This window comes from Streptomyces griseus subsp. griseus (genome assembly GCF_000720255.1).
Classification (GTDB): domain Bacteria; phylum Actinomycetota; class Actinomycetes; order Streptomycetales; family Streptomycetaceae; genus Streptomyces; species Streptomyces griseus_I.
Genome location: NZ_JOJE01000039.1, coordinates 79,909 through 96,796, shown reverse-complemented (window position 1 = coordinate 96,796; position 16,888 = coordinate 79,909). Strand labels below are relative to the sequence as shown.

The window sequence follows — 16,888 nt, the reverse complement described above, 5'->3', positions numbered from 1 at the left end:
TGCTGTTGTGTGCAGCGGGCCCTCACGCGCAGGGTGGTGACGACTCCTCAGAGACGTCTCAGGCGCCCGGCGGCACCCGCGACGGCCGTCCCGAGCCACGCGTCAGCGCGTATCCGCCGATGCCGGCCAGCGCGGCCAGCACACCGCCCACGGCGGTCCACACCCAGCGGTCGGACCACCAGCCGGAGGACCAGCCGTCCTCGGGCTCGATGGCGGACAGGACGGCGGAGTCGGAGGAGTCCTTGTCGCCGTCGTCGTCCTTCTGTGACGTGACCGCGATCCCCGGCACCAGCGGCTCGGCCAGCGAACCGTCCACCGCGGCCGCGCCACCCATGTCCTTGGAGTCGGCCCGCACTTCGGCACTCACCGGCAGGCCCAGGTCGGCCGTGGTCACCCCGACGGCCGTGAGCCGGATGTAGTAGGTGCCCGGCAGCGGGTCGTTCGCCCAGGTCTCCGACCAGGCACGCACCGTCCGCAGCACGCACGTGAGCTCGACGGAGGAGGCACCCGGACCGGCGGCGCGCGTCTGCGCCCCGTACTGGCAGGCCTGGCGGCGGCGCAGACCGTCGTACACGTCTATCTGCCAGGTCTGCGCGCCGTGCGTCTCCTGGAGCTTCACCGTCGCCTTCACGGTCGGGCGCTGCTCGGCGTCCGCGGGGAACGACCAGTAGAAATAGTCACCGGTCGAGCCGCTCGCCGTGGCCGTCTGTCCCTGCTCGACCTCCGCGGCCGTACGGAACGAGGTGCCCGCCTGGGTCGGCGCGGAGTCGTCGCCCGAGGGGCTCGCGGACGGCGAGGAGTCGGCCGCCGCGGGACCCGCGGCGAGCCCGAGTGTCAGCAGGGTCACACTCAGAGCACTGAACACACGTGTGATTCGCATCAGTTGGTCCTCCAGACCGCGATCCGCCAGCGCGACAGCCAGCCCCACAGCAGACCGGCGACGAAGCCGGCCAGCACCAGTGCGCCCAGCAGCCACCAGCCGCGTCCGAGGCCGAAGGAGGCCACGTCGCTCGCGTTGCTCGGCCCGTCCACCACGTCGATCGTCAGCTCCAGCGGCATGCCCGGCGTGCTCTTCACGCTGGAGGCCGCCGAGAAGGAGTTGGTCACCTGGAGGCAGACGGTCTCGGCGGCCGGCTTGTCGCCGTCGTCGTCCCGCTCGGCCTTCGGGTAGCGCAGTCCGGTGGAGATGACGTCCGTACGGCCGTTGCCGGCGGCCTCGCCGCGCACGATCTCACGGCCGTGCGCGGTGACGGCCCGCAGCAGCGTCCCGTAGTCGGGGTTGACGGCCCGGTCGGCCGCCACGCTCACCGAGGCACGCAGTTCCTGACCCGGGAGGACGTCCACGCGGTACCAGCGCTGCTGGCCGAACTCCTCGCGGTCGGTGTACAGGCCCGACTTGAGCGTGGGCGCCTTCGCGCACGCGTCGGCGCCCTGCGTCGCCACCGGCGTCACCACCGGGTCGGCGGCGCGGTCGACCAACTGGTTGACACGGTCGGTGAGTTCGGCGGTGTGCTCCACCGAGGTGTACGTGCCGCCGGTCGCCTCGGCGATGCAGCTGAGCTGCCGGCTCAGCTTGGTGCTCGGCACCAGGCCGAGCGTGTCGATGGTCAGGCCGATGCCCTTGGCGGCGATCTCGCGGGCCACCTCACAGGGGTCGAGCGGGGCGCAGGTGTCCTCGCCGTCGGTGATCAGCACGATCCGCTTGGAGCCCTCGCCGCCGTCGAGGTCGCCGGCCGCCTTCAGCAGGGCGGGGCCGATCGGCGTCCAGCCGGTGGGCGAGAGGGTCGCCACCGCCGTCTTCGCGTCGGTGCGGTCCAGCGGGCCGACCGGGTAGAGCTGGGCGGTGTCCTTGCAGCCCGTCTTGCGGTCGTCGCCCGGGTAGTTGGCGCCGAGGGTGCGGATGCCGAGTCTGACCTCCTCGGGCGTGGCGTCCAGCACCTCGTTGAAGGCCTGCTTCGCCGCGGCCATCCGCGACTGGCCGTCGATGTCCCTGGCCCGCATCGAACCGCTCACGTCGAGGACGAGGTCGACCTTCGGCGCGTTGGCGGTGGTCTCGTCGGCGGACGCCGGGGCCGGGAACGCGATCCCGGCGGCGAGCGCGGCGAGCAGGGCGCAGACGCCCGCCGCCAGCCGTTGTGTTCTGATCATCGGCGGATCCTATTGATCAGGAGCGCCCCGCTTCAAAACGAGGGTCCCCTCAGGGGGTTGGGCAGCTCCGCCCACTGATCGCCGCTCACCCCCGGTGACAACCGCATCAACGTCAACGCCTTGACCGGCAGCGGCGCTTCGCACAGCGCCACGACGTCCGGCGTGCGCGGCAGCTCCCGTACGGCCGTCTCCAGTGCCGCGCCCAGTGCCTCGCCCGAGCCGGCCGCCCCCGCCAGCGCCCCGGCCACCAGCGACCCGAACAACTTGCGCCGCAGCGTTGGCAGATCGTCCGTGACGACCCGTCCGGTCAGCTCCGGCACCGGGATGCCGTGCCGGGCCAGCCGGGCCGGACTGATCCTGACGTCTGCCAGGTCGCGGTAGACCAGCCGCAGCGGGGCGCCCGTCGCCGACAGCACGACGAGCAGGTTCTGGCCGTGTGCCTCCAGCGCCACCCCCAGTTCCAGCAGCCGCAACCCGACGGTGAGGGCGAGCCGCGCGAAGTCGGCCAGCCAGTCGCGGGAGCCGGGCAGCCCTGTGGCGGCCAGGGCGGCCACCGGCACCACATGTTCTCCGGGTGCCGTGTACGACTGCGGTGACTCACGCAACACCGCTGCCAGATCCGGGGAGTTCGCGGTGGCGGCGCCCAGGGTGCGCGTGACGTGCAGGAGTCCGTCCGTGCGCTCCGCGAGCGCCTGCGCGAAGGCCGACAGCGTCGCGGACAGCGCGATCGACCCCACCGAGATGTCCCGCACCGACGACGTCAGCCGGGCGCTCAACGCGGTCTTCACATGCGGCCCGTCCGGCAGGGCGAGGGTGCGCAGCGACAGCAGCGGATGCGCGGCCAGGACGCGCTGCGCCGGAAGCCCCTCCGCGCGGGGCGCCTTGAGCACATGCGCCGCCTGCCACGGATGCACCGGGATCAGCAGCCGCCCCCCGTCCCGCAACGTTTGTGGCCACACCCCCGTCACCAGGCACTCCTCCACCGGGACCGGCATCAGCCCCAGCTCCACCAGCGGCCGGTGCTCCGGCCCGTACGCCAGCTGCTCGGCCACCGAGAAACCGGGCCGGGAACGGCAGTTGGGATGGTATGGATGCCCGTCCACCACCCGCTGCTCCCACTCCCACGGTCGGGCGGGCCACGCGTCCGAGTGGGGCGGTTGTCCCGCTCGCGACAACGCCAACGACGCCGCGCTGTGGTCGAGTTCCGCCGCGAAGGCCGCCCCGTGCGGTACCGCGAGGCCGGTCAGCAGTCGTGCGGGACGGTCGTACGCCACCTCCTCCAGCCGCACCGTCGTCACGTAGGCGGAGGTGGCGTACGGGTCCGGGTGCGGCCCGTGCAGCCGGCGGCCGTCGGCGAGGCGCAGGGTGAGGCCGTCCCTGCCCCGCTCACGGCCGGTGATCCACGGCAGCGGCTCATGGGCGAGCGCTCGCCACAGGCGGGTCAGCACGGCGGCCCGGGCACCGGGCAGCTCGGCCGCGTACCGTGCGCCGAGGTCGGGACGCACGGCGGCCAGGTCGGCCGCGACCTCGGCCTCGGCGGCGGGGACAGGGTGCACGGGCGGGCTCCTCGGGTACGAGTCGTACGAGTCGGGCGTCACGGTATGACGTGAAGGCGGTGATACTGATCGTCTCCGTCCGACGGCACCGTAGGAACGAGTGGATCGCGTGGACCTCCTGCCCCCGCCCGCCGGCGACGACGCCCCGGCACACGATGATGCCGCGGCGCACATCGCCCGGCGCGCCGACGCCTACGCGGCCGCGCCCCTGCTCAACTGCCTCCTTCGGGAGGTGGCCGAGCAGCTGCCGGACCGGGACGGACGGCGGGTGTACCGGCTGCCCGGCGGGGGCCGGCTGCTGCGGGTGCGGGGCGAGCGGCGGCCCGCCGACCCGGAGGTGTACACGTTGGGTGCCTGGCACCGTCTCGGCCACCCCGAACTCGTCAAGCTCGTCGCCGAGGAGCTGCGCCGCCACACCGGCCTGTCCAACCACGACCTGCCCGTCGAGATGACCGACAGCCGCGACGCCGTCGCCGCGCTGCTCGCCGCACGCGCGCGTGCCACCCCGCCCGACGACCCGTACCGGCGCTCCGAGCAGTCCCTCCTCACCGGCCACCCCCACCACCCCGCGCCCAAGGCCCGCGGCGGCGGGCCCGTCGCCGCCTGGCTGCCGTACGCCCCCGAGGCCTACGCCGGCTTCCCGCCGGCCCTGCTCGGCGTGCGCGAGGACACCGTGGTCGACGAGGGCGACACCACCGCCCTCGACGCCCTCGGCGAGGCCCCTCCCGGCTACCGGCTGCTGCCCGCCCACCCCTGGCAGCTCGATCTGCTCGGACCGCGACTGGCCGACGCCTTCGCCGACGGCCGGCTCGTCCGCCTGGGCACCACCGCGAGCGAGGCCTGGCCGACAGCGGCGGTCCGCACGCTGTACGCACCCGAGCGCGACCTGTTCCTGAAGTTCAGTCTGGACGTCCGCATCACCAACGACATCCGTCGGCTCTGGCGCCACGACCTGCTGAAACTCCGCCGCACCGACCGGGCGGCACACGAGGCGTTCACCGCGTTCGACGGCCCGGCGGCCTGGCTGAGCGACCGCGGCTACCGCACCGCCGACTTCGCCTACGAGGAGCTGGCCGTCCTGGTCCGCGACGGCCTGCGCGCGCATCTGCGGCCCGGCACGACCCCGCTGCTCGCCGCGGGCCTGGTGGAGGGCTTCGCCGGCAGCCCCCTGGACGACACCACCGCCCCGGACGCCTGGTGGGAGGCGTACCTGGGGGCCGTCGTGCCGCCCGCCCTGGCGGCCTTCGCCGAACACGGCGTCGTCCTGGAGGCGCACCTCCAGAACACCCTGGTCGCCGTCGACGCCGACGGTATGCCCGCGCAGGCGCTGTTCCGGGACGCCGAGGGCGTCAAGCTGCTGCCGGACGTCCCGCGGGCCGCCGGCTGGGAGCGCCTGGTGTACTGCCTGGTCGTCAACCACCTCACCGAGATCGCGGGCGCCCTCGCCGAACGCCACCCCGGCTTCGACCCCTGGCCCGCCGCCCGCCGCGTCCTCGCCCGCCACGACCTCCCCGAGACCGCCGAGCTGCTCACCTCACCCACCCTCCCCGGCAAGACGAACCTCCTGCTGCGCTGGACGGGCGCGGACGGCGCCGACGCCCGCTACCTGCCGCTGCCGAACCCGCTGGCCGCACGCTAGGCCGGTCCGCGGCCGCCCGCTCGCGGGCTGCGACGCGGACGGCGAGCCCGCACCCTGGAGGAGAGGCATCGAGCCGTCGTCGAACGGTACGCGGCGCGCAGCGAGGAGAACGCCATGGCGAAGAGCCGTAGCGGGGGAAAGAAGCTGGGAAAGGGGGACAAGGTCGCCTGGAGCAGCCACGGTGGCCAGGCCGAGGGCGAGGTGGAGAAGGAGATCACCGAGCGGACGGAAGCCGCGGGACGCACCGTGTCGGCCTCGCCCGAGGACCCGCAGTACCAGGTCCGCAGCGAGAAGTCCGGACGCTCCGCGGTGCACAAGCCGTCCGCGTTGAAGAAGAAGAAGTGACGCCCGCGCACCAACGCACTGACGAGCCATCTACACAGATCAGCCCGGTCATGGGCTTTGTCCGCGTGCGGGCGCTGCGGCGTGAAACACCGGCCGCTGTGGGGGTCGGGTCGCCGACGAGGAGGGGCAGTCCGCTCGCGTCCGGCAGGATGTGCATCCTGGAACCCGGCCCAGCGCCGCCGTCGCAGCATCCGGCAACGGTCAGTCAGGTGTGGGGTCCTCCTCGGCGATCATGGCCGGCAGGGCGTCGTCCCGCCGCACGACGCCGGGAGCCGTTCGCTGTTCGATGGCCGCGAGCAACCGCCTGCGCTCGGCCACGGCCACGAACGTCATGCTTGTCGTGGTGTGTGTCCCGTCGGCGCCGACCAGGGTCAGTGCCCACATGGGCGGGCGTCGGCTGAGCGCCTTTGCCGACACCGACCGGAGTTCGTCCGTGCTGATCGAGACAGTGCGGAGCGGCTGTCGCACCATGACCGTGTCGGAGGTGATGGTGACGACGAAGAGCCGGCGAAGGATCACGAGCGCGGCAATGAGGAACGCCGTGCCACCGACGAGGATCCATCGGTCGACGGTGTCGCGGGACAGGGCCGCTCTGAGCGCGAAGAACGCGATGAAGAGGGAGAAGACCTTTGCCGCGTGCCAGATGTCGGGGCGGACGGAGACGACGTCTGGGGTCATGTTCACGCAGCTCGGTTGAGGTGTCCTGGGGGAGGCCGGCGCCCTGTCGCCGCCCCCGTGGTGGCGGCGACAGGGCGTGTTCGTCCGGTGGCCAGCGCGGAGACAGTACCTTCCAGGTCATCCGCCGCAAATCTTGCGGATGTTGTCGATGGTCTCTTCACACTCGATCAGTCGGCCCTCATGGATTTCCCCCGAGATCGACCGACAACAACCAAGTCCCACCCAAGGAGTCATCAAGCCCTCTCACCGGGGGAGCCGTGTGCCTGGTCGGCGCATCCAGGGATGGACGGGCCACGGTGGCTCTCCGCCGTCAGAGGAGGTAACCCGCCGTCAGCCCTGACAGCGTGGGTGAGGCCCTGCTCGTTCGCTGGTTACTATGCTCACTTCATGCCGGAGGCCGGGAGCAAGGGGCGCACGGCCCTCGACGGACTGCTGGGGAGAAAGAGAGGCGAGCGTGCCAGTCGGAACTCCCAGATTCTCCTCAAGGGTGATCGTGGGCGTTTCCCCGGATTGTCAGCCCTCGGAGGTAGTCGTGGAATATAAGGTGAACATGCGACGGGACCTTCGAAAGTGTTGAGAGAGGTCACAGCGATCCGCTACGTCGAACCCTTGCGCTCCGGTGGCTCCGTCCCCGGCGTCGTCGAGGCCGACGACCTGGGCACGTACGTCGTGAAGTTCACCGGTTCCGCGCAGGGCCGTAAGGCGCTGGTCGCCGAGGTGATCGTCGGTGAGCTGGCGCGCGCCCTCGGGCTGCGGTTCCCGGAGCTGGTCCTCGTGCACTTCGACCCGGCGATCGCCGACGACGAGCCCCATCAGGAGCTGCGCGAACTCCACGACGCCAGCGCGGGACTCAACCTCGGCATGGACTACCTGCCGGGCGCGAAGGACTTCACCCCGGAGGTCGCCGAGGTCTCCCGCGTGGACCCGCTGGAGGCGGGCCGGATCGTCTGGCTGGACGCCCTGACCGTGAACGTCGACCGCACGGTCCACAGCTCCAACCTGATGGTCTGGCCGACCTTCGGGACCGTGCCCCCGCGCCTGTGGCTCATCGACCACGGCGCCGCCCTGGTCTTCCACCACCGCTGGGACGCCGCCGACCCCGCGAAGGCCTACGACTTCCGCCACCACGCCCTCGGTCGCTACGGCCCCGAGGTACGGGCCGCCGACGCGGAGCTGGCGCCCAGGGTGACCGAGGAGCTGCTGCGGTCGATCGTGGACGAGGTGCCGGACGCCTGGCTGGCCGACGAGCCCGGCTTCGCCACGCCGGAGGAGGCCCGCGCGGCGTACGTGGACCACCTCCACGCGCGCGTGCGGACGTCCGCGGCATGGCTCCCCACCGACTTCCCCACCCGGGAGGAACTCGCCGCCGATGAGGCCCGCCGCACGGCGAGGACGCAGCAGGGTCGCCCGAACTGGCTCAAGCGGGTGCCCGACCTGCACGGCAAGCCGGCGGCGGAACAGGATTGGTCGGTGCACCTCGGATGACGGACGGCCGGCGTGTGGAGATCGAGTACTGCACCCAGTGCCGCTGGCTGCCCCGCGCCGCCTGGCTGGCCCAGGAGTTGCTCACGACGTTCGAGGCCGAGCTGACGGAGCTGGCCCTGAGGCCGGGCAAGGGCGGGGTCTTCGTCGTCCGGGTCAATGACGAGGTCGTCTGGGACCGCCGGGAGCAGGGCTTCCCCGAGCCGACGGCCGTGAAGAAGCTCGTACGCGACCGAGTGGCCCCGGGGAAGTCCCTGGGCCACTCGGACCGGTGAGGTCTCCCGAGGCTCAGCCGCGCAGCTGCTCGTACGCCGGGAGCGTGAGGAAGTCGGCGTAGTCCTCGTCGAGGGCGACCTGCAGGAGCAGGTCGTGGGCCTGCTGCCAGTGGCCGGCCGCGAAGGCCTCCTCGCCGGTCTCCGACCGGATGTTGCGCAGCTCCTCGGCGGCGACCTCGCGGGCCAGCTCGGCGGTGACCTGCTCGCCGTTGTCGAGGACGACGCCCGCGTTGATCCACTGCCAGATCTGCGAGCGGGAGATCTCGGCGGTGGCCGCGTCCTCCATCAGGTTGAAGATCGCGACGGCGCCCAGCCCGCGCAGCCAGGCCTCGATGTAACGGATGCCGACCTGCACGGCGTTGACCAGACCCGCGTAGGTCGGCCTGGCCTCCAGCGAGTCGACCGCGATCAGGTCGGCCGCCTTGACGTCGACGTCCTCGCGCAGCCGGTCCTTCTGGTGGGGCCGGTCGCCGAGGACCCGGTCGAACGACTCCATGGCGATGGGGACCAGATCGGGGTGGGCGACCCAGGAGCCGTCGAAACCGTCGTCGGCCTCACGGTCCTTGTCGGCGCGGACCTTCTCGAACGCGACCTTGTTCACCTCCGCGTCCCGGCGCGAGGGGATGAACGCGGCCATACCGCCGATCGCGTGCGCGCCCCGCTTGTGGCAGGTGCGGACGAGGAGTTCGGTGTACGCCCGCATGAACGGGGCCGTCATCGTGACCGCGTTGCGGTCCGGCAGGACGAACTTGGCACCGCCGTCACGGAAGTTCTTGACGATGGAGAACAGGTAGTCCCAGCGGCCGGCGTTCAACCCGGAGGCGTGCTCGCGCAGTTCGTAGAGAATCTCCTCCATCTCGTACGCGGCGGTGATCGTCTCGATGAGGACGGTGGCGCGGACGGTGCCCTGCGGGACGCCGAGGTGGTCCTGCGCGAAGACGAACACCTCGTTCCACAGGCGGGCCTCCAGGTGCGACTCCGTCTTGGGGAGGTAGAAGTACGGTCCCTTGCCGAGGCCGAGGAGGCGCTTGGCGTTGTGGAAGAAGTACAGGCCGAAGTCGACGAGGGCGCCCGGGACCTGGTTGCCGTCGGCGTCGACGAGGTGACGCTCGTTCAGATGCCAGCCGCGCGGCCGCATGACGACCGTGGCGAGCTCGCTGTTGTCCTTCAGGGCGTACGACTTGCCGGACTTCGGGTCGGTGAAGTCGATGCTGCGGGTGTAGGCGTCGATCAGGTTGAGCTGACCGAGGACGACGTTCTCCCACGTCGGCGCGGAGGCGTCCTCGAAGTCCGCGAGCCACACCTTCGCGCCCGAGTTCAGGGCGTTGATGGTCATCTTGCGGTCGGTGGGGCCGGTGATCTCCACCCGGCGGTCGTCGAGGGCCGCGGGGGAGGGGGCCACCTGCCAGGAGTCGTCGGCGCGGATCGCGGCGGTCTCCGGCAGGAAGTCGAGCGTGGAGGTGCGGGCGATCTCGGCGCGGCGCCGGGCCCGGAGGGCGAGAAGCTCGTCACGGCGAGGGGTGAAGCGCCGGTGCAGCTCGGCCACGAAGGCGAGTGCCGCTTCGGTGAGGACCTCCTGCTGCCGCGGCAGGGGCTCGGCGTCGACGATGGCCAGCGGGGACGGCGCTGGTGCGGACATGAGCTGTCACTTCCTTCAGCGAGCGTGGCACCAGGTGCCCTTGCAAAAATGGATACTAGTTTCCTTATCGTGGAAGTTCAATGCTTTGTTGATGTCGAGATACTCCTCACTCGAGGTGCGCGAGATCCTCCGGCGTGTCGATGTCGAAGGGCCGCGCCACGTCCCCGCACTCGACGAGCGTGAGCGCCTCCTCGTGGGCCTTCAGATAGTCACGTGCCCCACGGTCGCCGGTGGCAGCCGACGCGATGCCCGCCCAGTGGGCCGCGCCGAACAGCACGGGATGCCCGCGCACTCCGTCGTAGGCCGCCGCCACCAGGGACGTCTCGTCGCGGTACGCGGCCAGCACCCGCGCCGCCGCCTCGCCACCGATGCCGGGCTGATCGACGAGCGAGACCAGCACCGCCCGCGCCCCCGTCCCGCCCAGCGAGTCGAGCCCCGCTCGCAGGGAGGACCCCATGCCCCGCTCCCACGCCGGGTTCTCCACCAGCGCGCACCCGTCGAGCGCCGCCCGCTCCCGTACGGCGTCGGCGGCCGCCCCCAGGACCACATGGACGCGCGCGCAGCCGGCCGAACGCAGCACTCCGACCGCGTACTCGACGAGCGGTCGCCCCCGATGGTCCAGGAGCGCCTTGGGTCGTCCGCCGAGCCGCCGCCCGCCGCCCGCGGCGAGGACCAACCCGGCCACCAGGTCTTCCTTTTGCGTCATACGTCCTGCATACCTGACCCCGGGGCGACCGCACGGTTTCCCCGGGCTGAATTTCGGTCCGTGTGGTGGCGCGCCGGGCCCGGGTGGCGTTTACTGACCCGCGTCTCCCGGTGCCCGACCAGCGCCACGGGGCGCACGAGGGGATCGCGGACGAAGATCACGAGGCACGTGCACGACGGCGTTTCCTGGGGGGAGAGCTGTGTTGCGGAGCTTGGGGCAAAGACCAGTGACCGGCAGCGACGAGGATCCGAGGGTGACGGGACTGCGGACGGCTGTGTCCCGCCTGCGCCGTGAACTCGCCGCGCACCCCGCCGACTTCCCCGACCGGGCCATAGCCGAGGACGAACTCGCCGCCCTCGCCGCGATGACGACCCACGGCGTCCCGGAGATCCCCCGGCTGCGTCGCTCACTGCTCCTGATAGCCGGGGCGATCGGCTCGGTGAGCGCACTGTCGACGAGCCTCGGGAACGTGCGCAGCGCGGTGGAGCGGTTCGGGGAGCCGCCGCGCCGGTGACCCAGGGCCCGGGGGCGGGGCGCGGGTGGTGCTCAGACGGCGCAGGCCAGCTCGTAGCCGCCGCTCTGCATGTCCTCGCACAGGGCCCGGCAGGCTGCGAGACGCTCGGTGAACTCCGGCGAGCTCTGCCAGGCGCGCATCGAGTCGAGGTCCTGCCAGGCGGCGAACGACACGAAGGACTGCGGGCTGCCCAGGTTGCGGATCAGGCGGGCGCCGAGGAAGCCGTCGTTGTTCTCCTTGGTCCAGGTGAGGAACTCCTGCCAGCGCTCGACGAAATCCTCGCCCTGGCCCGCCTTCACGTGCCAGTTTCCCGAGGACCAGGTCTTGCTCTCCTGCAGCATGGGTACCTCGCTTCGTCGCCGGTCTCTGGCCACACGCTAGGAGCCTCGCGCCGAGCCTGCCCCCGGAGCCGGGCCGAACGGGTCGGCGTGGCCCGCCCATGGGTCCTTACGCCGGCGGCGCGGTGTTCGCCAGGGCGTCCGACAGTTCGACCGCCACCTGCTGGAGCACCGGCACGATCCGGTCCGTCGCCGTGTCCGTGACCCGGCCGGCCGGGCCCGAGATGGAGATGGCCGCGGCGGTGGGGGAGTCGGGCACGGAGACCGCCAGGCACCGCACGCCGATCTCCTGCTCGTTGTCGTCGACCGCGTAGCCGAGGCGCCGGACGTCCTGCAGCGCGGCCAGGAAGCCGTCCGGGGTGGTGATCGTCTTCTCCGTCGCGGCGGGCATCCCGGTGCGGCCCAGCAGGGCGCGCACCTCGGCGTCCGGGAATCCCGCGAGCAGCGCCTTGCCGACACCCGTGGAGTGCGGCAGCACGCGCCGGCCCACCTCGGTGAACATGCGCATCGAGTGCTTCGACGGCACCTGCGCCACGTACACGATCTCGTCCCCGTCGAGCAGCGCCATGTTCGCCGTCTCGCCGGTTTCCTCGACCAGCCGGGCGAGGTAGGGGCGGGCCCAGGTGCCGAGCAGCCGGGAGGCGGACTCGCCGAGGCGGATCAGGCGGGGGCCGAGCGCGTACCGGCGGTTGGGCTGCTGACGGACGTAACCGCAGGCCACGAGGGTGCGCATCAGGCGGTGGATGGTGGGGAGGGGCAGCCCGCTGCTCACGGACAGTTCGCTCAGCCCGACCTCGCCGCCCGCGTCCGCCATCCGCTCCAGCAGATCGAAGGCGCGCTCGAGGGACTGGACCCCGCCGCCGGCGGACCTGGCGGAGTCGGTGGTGCTGGCGCTGGACGTCGGCACGGCGCGTTCCTTTCGGGGCTGGCAGGAGGCAGAAGCCTACCCGGCAGTCGGTTGACTCCCTGCTGGTGCGTAGCTACGTTCTGCTTACCGGAATTCTGATTCCGTCTTGTGGAAACGTACAGGACGGCTGTGGGAGGTGCACTGTGGAGAAGTGTGCCCTTGACGGCGCGTCGGCGGGAGTGAAGACTCCTTCAACAGAAAGTTGAATTCCGTTTCGTGGAAATCCTCCTGAGCGAGCGGAAGGAAGGGGTTCGGGTGTCCGACGCTGAACTGGTGGTGCGCTCCACGCGGGTCGTGACTCCGGAAGGGACGCGTGCCGCCTCGGTCACCGTCTCCGCCGGGAGGATCACGGCCGTCCTGCCCCACGACGGGCCCCTCCCCGAGGGCGCCCGCCTGGAGGACTTCGGCGACCACGTCCTGCTGCCCGGCCTGGTCGACACCCACGTCCACGTCAACGACCCGGGCCGCACCGAGTGGGAGGGCTTCTGGACCGCCACCCGCGCGGCCGCGGCCGGCGGCATCACCACCCTCGTCGACATGCCCCTCAACTCCCTCCCGCCGACCACCACGGTCGACCACCTCCGTACGAAGCAGGCGGTCGCCGCCGCCAAGGCACACATCGACGTCGGCTTCTGGGGCGGTGCGCTGCCCGACAACGTCAAGGAGCTGCGTCCGCTGCACGACGCCGGGGTCTTCGGCTTCAAGGCGTTCCTGTCCCCGTCCGGTGTCGACGAGTTCCCGCACCTCGACCAGGGCAGGCTCGGCCACTCCCTCACGGAGATCGCCGGCTTCGACGGCCTGCTGATCGTGCACGCCGAGGACCCCCACCACCTCGACACCGCCCCGCAGCAGGGCGGCCCCCGCTACGCGGACTTTCTCGCCAGCCGCCCCCGCCACGCGGAGGACTCCGCCATCGCGGGGCTCATCGAGGTGGCGAAGCGCCTGCACGCGCGCGTGCATGTCCTGCACCTGTCCTCCAGCGACGCGCTGCCGCTGATCGCCGCGGCCAAGGCGGAGGGCGTCCGCATCACGGTCGAGACCTGCCCCCACTACCTGACCCTCACCGCCGAGGAGGTCCCGGACGGAGCCAGCGAGTTCAAGTGCTGCCCGCCCATCCGCGAGGCCGCCAACCAGGACCTCCTCTGGCAGGCACTGGCGGACGGCACCATCGACTGCGTGGTCACCGACCACTCCCCGTCGACGGCCGACCTCAAGACGCCGGACTTCGCGACGGCCTGGGGCGGTATCTCGGGCCTCCAGCTGAGCCTGGCAGCGGTGTGGACCGAGGCGCGCAGGCGGGGCCACGGCCTGGAGGACGTGGTCCGCTGGATGTCGACCCGCACGGCGGAACTGGTGGGACTCGACGCGCACAAGGGCGCCATCGCGCCGGGCCGCGACGCCGACTTCGCCGTCCTCGCCCCGGACGAGACCTTCACCGTCGACCCGGCCGCCCTCCAGCACCGCAACCGCGTCACGGCGTACGCGGGCCGCACCCTCCACGGCGTCGTGAAGTCCACCTGGCTGCGCGGCGAACGCATCGTCGCCGGTGGCGAGTTCACCGCACCGAAGGGACGACTGCTCACCAGGCCCCACTGACCCGCGTGGCCCCCGCGCCCGCACCGGCCGACTCCCGAAAGGAAGCCCTGATCACTGTGACGGCGATACCTCGTTTCACCGGCGACGCGAGCCCCTACGGAGGCGGTGACCCCTACGCGGACCACCGCACCGCCGACTTCCCCTTCACCCACCACGCCAACCTCGCCGACCGGCAGCTCGGCGCCGGTGTGATCGCCGCCAACGACGAGTTCTTCGCCCAGCGCGAGAACCTGCTGCTGCCCGGCCGGGCCGAGTTCGACCCCGAGCACTTCGGGCACAAGGGCAAGATCATGGACGGCTGGGAGACCCGACGCCGGCGCGGAGCCTCGGCCGACCACCCCTGGCCGACGGCGGAGGACCACGACTGGGCGCTGGTCCGTCTGGGCGCACCCGGTGTCGTCCGCGGCATCGTCGTCGACACGGCCCACTTCCGGGGCAACTACCCCCAGGCGGTCTCGGTCGAGGGCACGTCCATGCCCGGCTCCCCGTCCCCGGAGGACCTCCTCGGCGACGACGTGAAGTGGACGACGCTGGTCCCGCGCACCCCGGTGGGCGGTCACGCGGCGAACGGCTTCTCCGTCTCGGTCGAACAGCGCATCACCCACCTGCGCGTCAACCAGCACCCCGACGGCGGCATCGCGCGCCTGCGCGTGTACGGCGAGGTCGTCCCGGACCCCGCTTGGCTGGCGGTGCTCGGCACCTTCGACGTGGTCGCCCTGGAGAACGGCGGCCGGGTCGAGGACGCCTCCAACCTCTTCTACTCCCCGGCGACCAACACCATCCAGCCCGGCCGCTCCCGCAAGATGGACGACGGCTGGGAGACACGGCGCCGCCGCGACCAGGGCAACGACTGGATCAGCTACCGGCTCGCCGCCCAGTCCCAGATCCGCGCGCTCGAGATCGACACGGCGTACCTGAAGGGCAACAGCGCGGGCTGGGCCTCGGTCTCCGTCAGGGACGGCGAGGGCGGCGAGTGGACGGAGCTCCTCCCCCGTGCCCGCCTCCAGCCCGACACCAACCACCGCTTCGTCCTCCCGACCCCGGCGATCGGAACGCACGCGCGCGTGGACATATATCCGGACGGAGGCATCTCCCGCCTGCGCCTGTTCGGGTCCCTGACGGAGGAGGGCGCGAGCCGCCTGTCGGCCCGACACCAGGAACTCGGCGGCTGACTGCCCCTGGGGTCTCCGGCTCCGGCCCCCGGGCCCGCCGAGCCACCACTGCGCTCCGTCGACCGAAGGATCGCCCGCCGGCGCCGGTTCACTGCTCCAGCCCGTCCGGCGTCGGGCGGCGGGGGCAGGAAACCCCCGCCGCGCCGTCAGGCCGCGTGGCCGCCGTCCACGGAGAACTCGGCGCCGGTGACATAGTCGGCTCCGGCCAGGTGGGCGACCGTCGCCGCCACCTCGTCGGCCGTTCCGAAGCGGCCCACGGCCGTCATCTGCGCCTGCCCCGCCGCGTACGGCCCGTCCGAGGGGTTCATGTCGGTGTCGATCGGACCGGGGTGCACGACGTTCGCCGTGATGCCGCGGCCGCCGAGCTCCCGGGCCAGCGCCTTGGTCAGACCGGTGAGCGCCGACTTGCTCATCGCGTAGAGCGTGCCGCCGGGGCCGGGGACCCGCTGGGCCATGCAACTGCCGACCGTGATGATGCGGCCTCCGGCGGTCATGCGGGCGGCTGCGGCCTGGGAGGCCAGGAAGACGCCCCGGACGTTCACGGCGAGCACCCGGTCCACATCGGCGAGCGACAGGCTCTCCAGAGGCCCGAGCAGCCCGACGCCGGCGTTGTTCACCAGCACGTCGAGCCCGCCCAGCGCCTCCGCGGCCAGGCGCACCGCGTCCGCCGCCTCCGACGCGTCCGCGGAGTCCGCCCGCAGGGCGACCGCACGCCGCCCGAGGTCTTCCACGGCGCGTACCACGTCCGCGGCCGCCTCCTTGCCGTTCACGTACGTCACCGCCACGTCAGCGCCCTCCCGGGCCAGCCGCAGGGCGGTCGCCGCACCGATGCCCCGGCTGCCGCCGGTCACCAGGGCCGCCTTGCCGTTCAGGGTTCCGTAGATGGTTGTCATGGGTCCATCCCAGCGGCCGGCCCGCCCACGCGCTGGCGGCGAACGGACGTCGACCTCGGGGTCCCGGAACTCTTCCCTCCACCTCCCGCGTTCTCCGGTCGTGACTCTTCAGCAAGAAATCGTCGGCAACGCCATGCAGATGGCGGTGGTCAACCTCAGTCCCGGCCAGACCGTGTACTGCGAAGCCGGGAAGTTCCTGTTCAAGACGGCGAACGTGACCATGGAGACCCGCCTGTCCGGCCCGTCCGGCAGCGGCGGCGGCGGGTCCCAGGGCGGCGGCTCGGGCAGCGGCGGTGTGGGCGGCGGCGGTGTGGGCGGCGGCGGCATGGGCGGCATGCTGCGCCAAGCCATGGGCACCGCCATGCAGGTCGGCCAGCGCGCCCTCGCGGGTGAGTCGCTGGCGTTCCAGTACTTCACCGCGCAGGGCGGCGAGGGCACCGTCGGCTTCGCGGGGGTCCTCCCCGGCGAGATGCGCGCTCTGGAGCTCGACGGCACACGCGCGTGGTTCGCCGAGAAGGACGCCTTCGTGGCCGCCGAGTCCACCGTCGACTTCGGCATCGCCTTCCAGGGCGGCCGCACCGGCACGAAGGGCGGCGAGGGCTTCATCCTGGAGAAGTTCACCGGCCGCGGCACGGTGATCATCGCCGGCGCGGGCAACTTCATCGACCTCGACCCGGCCGACTTCGGCGGCCGCATCGAGGTCGACACGGGCTGCCTCGTCGCCTTCGAGGAGGGCATCCAGTACGGCGTCCAGCGCGTCGGCGGCCTCAACCGCCAGGGCCTCATGAACGCCGTGTTCGGCGGCGAGGGTCTCTCCCTGGCCACCCTGGAGGGCAACGGCCGCGTGATCCTCCAGTCCCTCACCATCGAGAGCCTCGCCAACGCGCTGAAGAAGGCCCAGGGCGGCGACAAGCAGGGCCCGACGGGCGGGCTGTTCTCGACCAACGCGGGCTGAGGCGATGAGTTGCGGGTGCCGGTGGGGTCTGAGCTGATGACAGTT

Annotated in this window: 17 protein-coding genes; 8 read left to right on the top strand and 9 right to left on the bottom strand. The window is 72.0% G+C overall.

The annotated features are described in order from the left end of the window. Positions 1-58: 58 nt before the first annotated feature. From IG99_RS35265 to IG99_RS35255, 3 genes are read right to left on the bottom strand one after another with little or no spacing between them, the layout of a single operon-like run. Positions 59-880: a hypothetical protein gene (locus IG99_RS35265; protein ID WP_037681460.1), complete on the bottom strand. Its 822-nt coding sequence runs from the start codon at positions 878-880 to the stop codon at positions 59-61. After that, positions 880-2,148, bottom strand: a complete 1,269-nt coding sequence (locus IG99_RS35260; RefSeq protein ID WP_037681458.1) for a VWA domain-containing protein — start codon at positions 2,146-2,148, stop codon at positions 880-882. Before IG99_RS35260 ends, IG99_RS35265 begins: the two co-directional genes overlap by 1 nt. A 32-nt stretch (positions 2,149-2,180) precedes the next feature. Further along, the gene (locus tag IG99_RS35255) at positions 2,181-3,704 is read right to left on the bottom strand and encodes an IucA/IucC family protein (protein WP_037681456.1); all 1,524 of its coding nucleotides are present in this window, start codon (positions 3,702-3,704) and stop codon (positions 2,181-2,183) included. A gap of 100 nt (positions 3,705-3,804) precedes the next feature. On the opposite strand from IG99_RS35255, the gene IG99_RS35250 reads away from it, so the two are divergent. Next, a complete protein-coding gene (locus tag IG99_RS35250; RefSeq protein ID WP_037681454.1) occupies positions 3,805-5,343 on the top strand; it encodes an IucA/IucC family protein in 1,539 nt (512 codons plus the stop codon). Between the two features lie 114 nt (positions 5,344-5,457). Next, positions 5,458-5,688 (top strand): hypervirulence associated TUDOR domain-containing protein, encoded by a 231-nt coding sequence (locus IG99_RS35245; RefSeq protein WP_037681453.1) that lies wholly within the window; start codon positions 5,458-5,460, stop codon positions 5,686-5,688. 201 nt (positions 5,689-5,889) lie between these two features. Here IG99_RS35245 and IG99_RS35240 read toward each other — a convergent pair whose 3' ends face one another. Beyond that, the gene (locus IG99_RS35240) at positions 5,890-6,366 is read right to left on the bottom strand and encodes a hypothetical protein (protein ID WP_037681451.1); all 477 of its coding nucleotides are present in this window, start codon (positions 6,364-6,366) and stop codon (positions 5,890-5,892) included. A 570-nt stretch (positions 6,367-6,936) separates the two neighbouring features. On the opposite strand from IG99_RS35240, the gene IG99_RS35235 reads away from it, so the two are divergent. Together IG99_RS35235 and IG99_RS35230 are read left to right on the top strand one after the other, a co-directional pair. After that, positions 6,937-7,851: a HipA family kinase gene (locus IG99_RS35235; RefSeq protein WP_037681450.1), complete on the top strand. Its 915-nt coding sequence runs from the start codon at positions 6,937-6,939 to the stop codon at positions 7,849-7,851. Beyond that, positions 7,848-8,123, top strand: coding sequence for an Rdx family protein (locus IG99_RS35230; protein WP_037681447.1), 276 nt, complete (start codon positions 7,848-7,850; stop codon positions 8,121-8,123). Before IG99_RS35235 ends, IG99_RS35230 begins: the two co-directional genes overlap by 4 nt. A 13-nt stretch (positions 8,124-8,136) precedes the next feature. Here IG99_RS35230 and aceB read toward each other — a convergent pair whose 3' ends face one another. Together aceB and IG99_RS35220 are read right to left on the bottom strand one after the other, a co-directional pair. Then, positions 8,137-9,762: a malate synthase A gene (aceB, locus tag IG99_RS35225; protein WP_037681444.1), complete on the bottom strand. Its 1,626-nt coding sequence runs from the start codon at positions 9,760-9,762 to the stop codon at positions 8,137-8,139. Positions 9,763-9,868: 106 nt separating this feature from the next. Continuing rightward, positions 9,869-10,468 carry a nucleotidyltransferase family protein gene (locus IG99_RS35220; RefSeq protein ID WP_037681440.1) on the bottom strand — a complete coding sequence of 200 codons (600 nt, stop codon included), beginning with the start codon at positions 10,466-10,468 and terminating at the stop codon, positions 9,869-9,871. A 199-nt stretch (positions 10,469-10,667) separates the two neighbouring features. Here IG99_RS35220 and IG99_RS35215 point away from each other — a divergent pair, with 199 nt between their 5' ends. After that, positions 10,668-10,982, top strand: coding sequence for a DUF5955 family protein (locus IG99_RS35215; protein ID WP_037681436.1), 315 nt, complete (start codon positions 10,668-10,670; stop codon positions 10,980-10,982). A 32-nt stretch (positions 10,983-11,014) separates the two neighbouring features. On the opposite strand, the gene IG99_RS35210 is transcribed toward IG99_RS35215, so the two are convergent. Together IG99_RS35210 and IG99_RS35205 are read right to left on the bottom strand one after the other, a co-directional pair. Next, positions 11,015-11,323, bottom strand: a complete 309-nt coding sequence (locus tag IG99_RS35210) for an antibiotic biosynthesis monooxygenase family protein (RefSeq protein WP_037681433.1) — start codon at positions 11,321-11,323, stop codon at positions 11,015-11,017. 106 nt (positions 11,324-11,429) lie between these two features. Then, positions 11,430-12,227 (bottom strand): IclR family transcriptional regulator, encoded by a 798-nt coding sequence (locus IG99_RS35205; RefSeq protein ID WP_037681430.1) that lies wholly within the window; start codon positions 12,225-12,227, stop codon positions 11,430-11,432. Between the two features lie 255 nt (positions 12,228-12,482). On the opposite strand from IG99_RS35205, the gene allB reads away from it, so the two are divergent. Continuing rightward, positions 12,483-13,823, top strand: coding sequence for an allantoinase AllB (gene allB, locus IG99_RS35200; RefSeq protein ID WP_037681428.1), 1,341 nt, complete (start codon positions 12,483-12,485; stop codon positions 13,821-13,823). 56 nt (positions 13,824-13,879) lie between these two features. Then, entirely contained in the window at positions 13,880-14,995 is a 1,116-nt protein-coding gene (gene alc, locus IG99_RS35195) for an allantoicase (protein ID WP_037681427.1), read from the top strand. Positions 14,996-15,141: 146 nt separating this feature from the next. Here the strand turns inward: alc and IG99_RS35190 are convergent, their stop codons facing one another. Beyond that, positions 15,142-15,888, bottom strand: a complete 747-nt coding sequence (locus tag IG99_RS35190) for an SDR family oxidoreductase (protein ID WP_037681424.1) — start codon at positions 15,886-15,888, stop codon at positions 15,142-15,144. A gap of 100 nt (positions 15,889-15,988) precedes the next feature. On the opposite strand from IG99_RS35190, the gene IG99_RS35185 reads away from it, so the two are divergent. Further along, on the top strand, positions 15,989-16,843 hold the full coding sequence (locus IG99_RS35185) for an AIM24 family protein (RefSeq protein ID WP_078948105.1): 855 nt from the start codon (positions 15,989-15,991) through the stop codon (positions 16,841-16,843). Positions 16,844-16,888 lie beyond the last annotated feature (45 nt).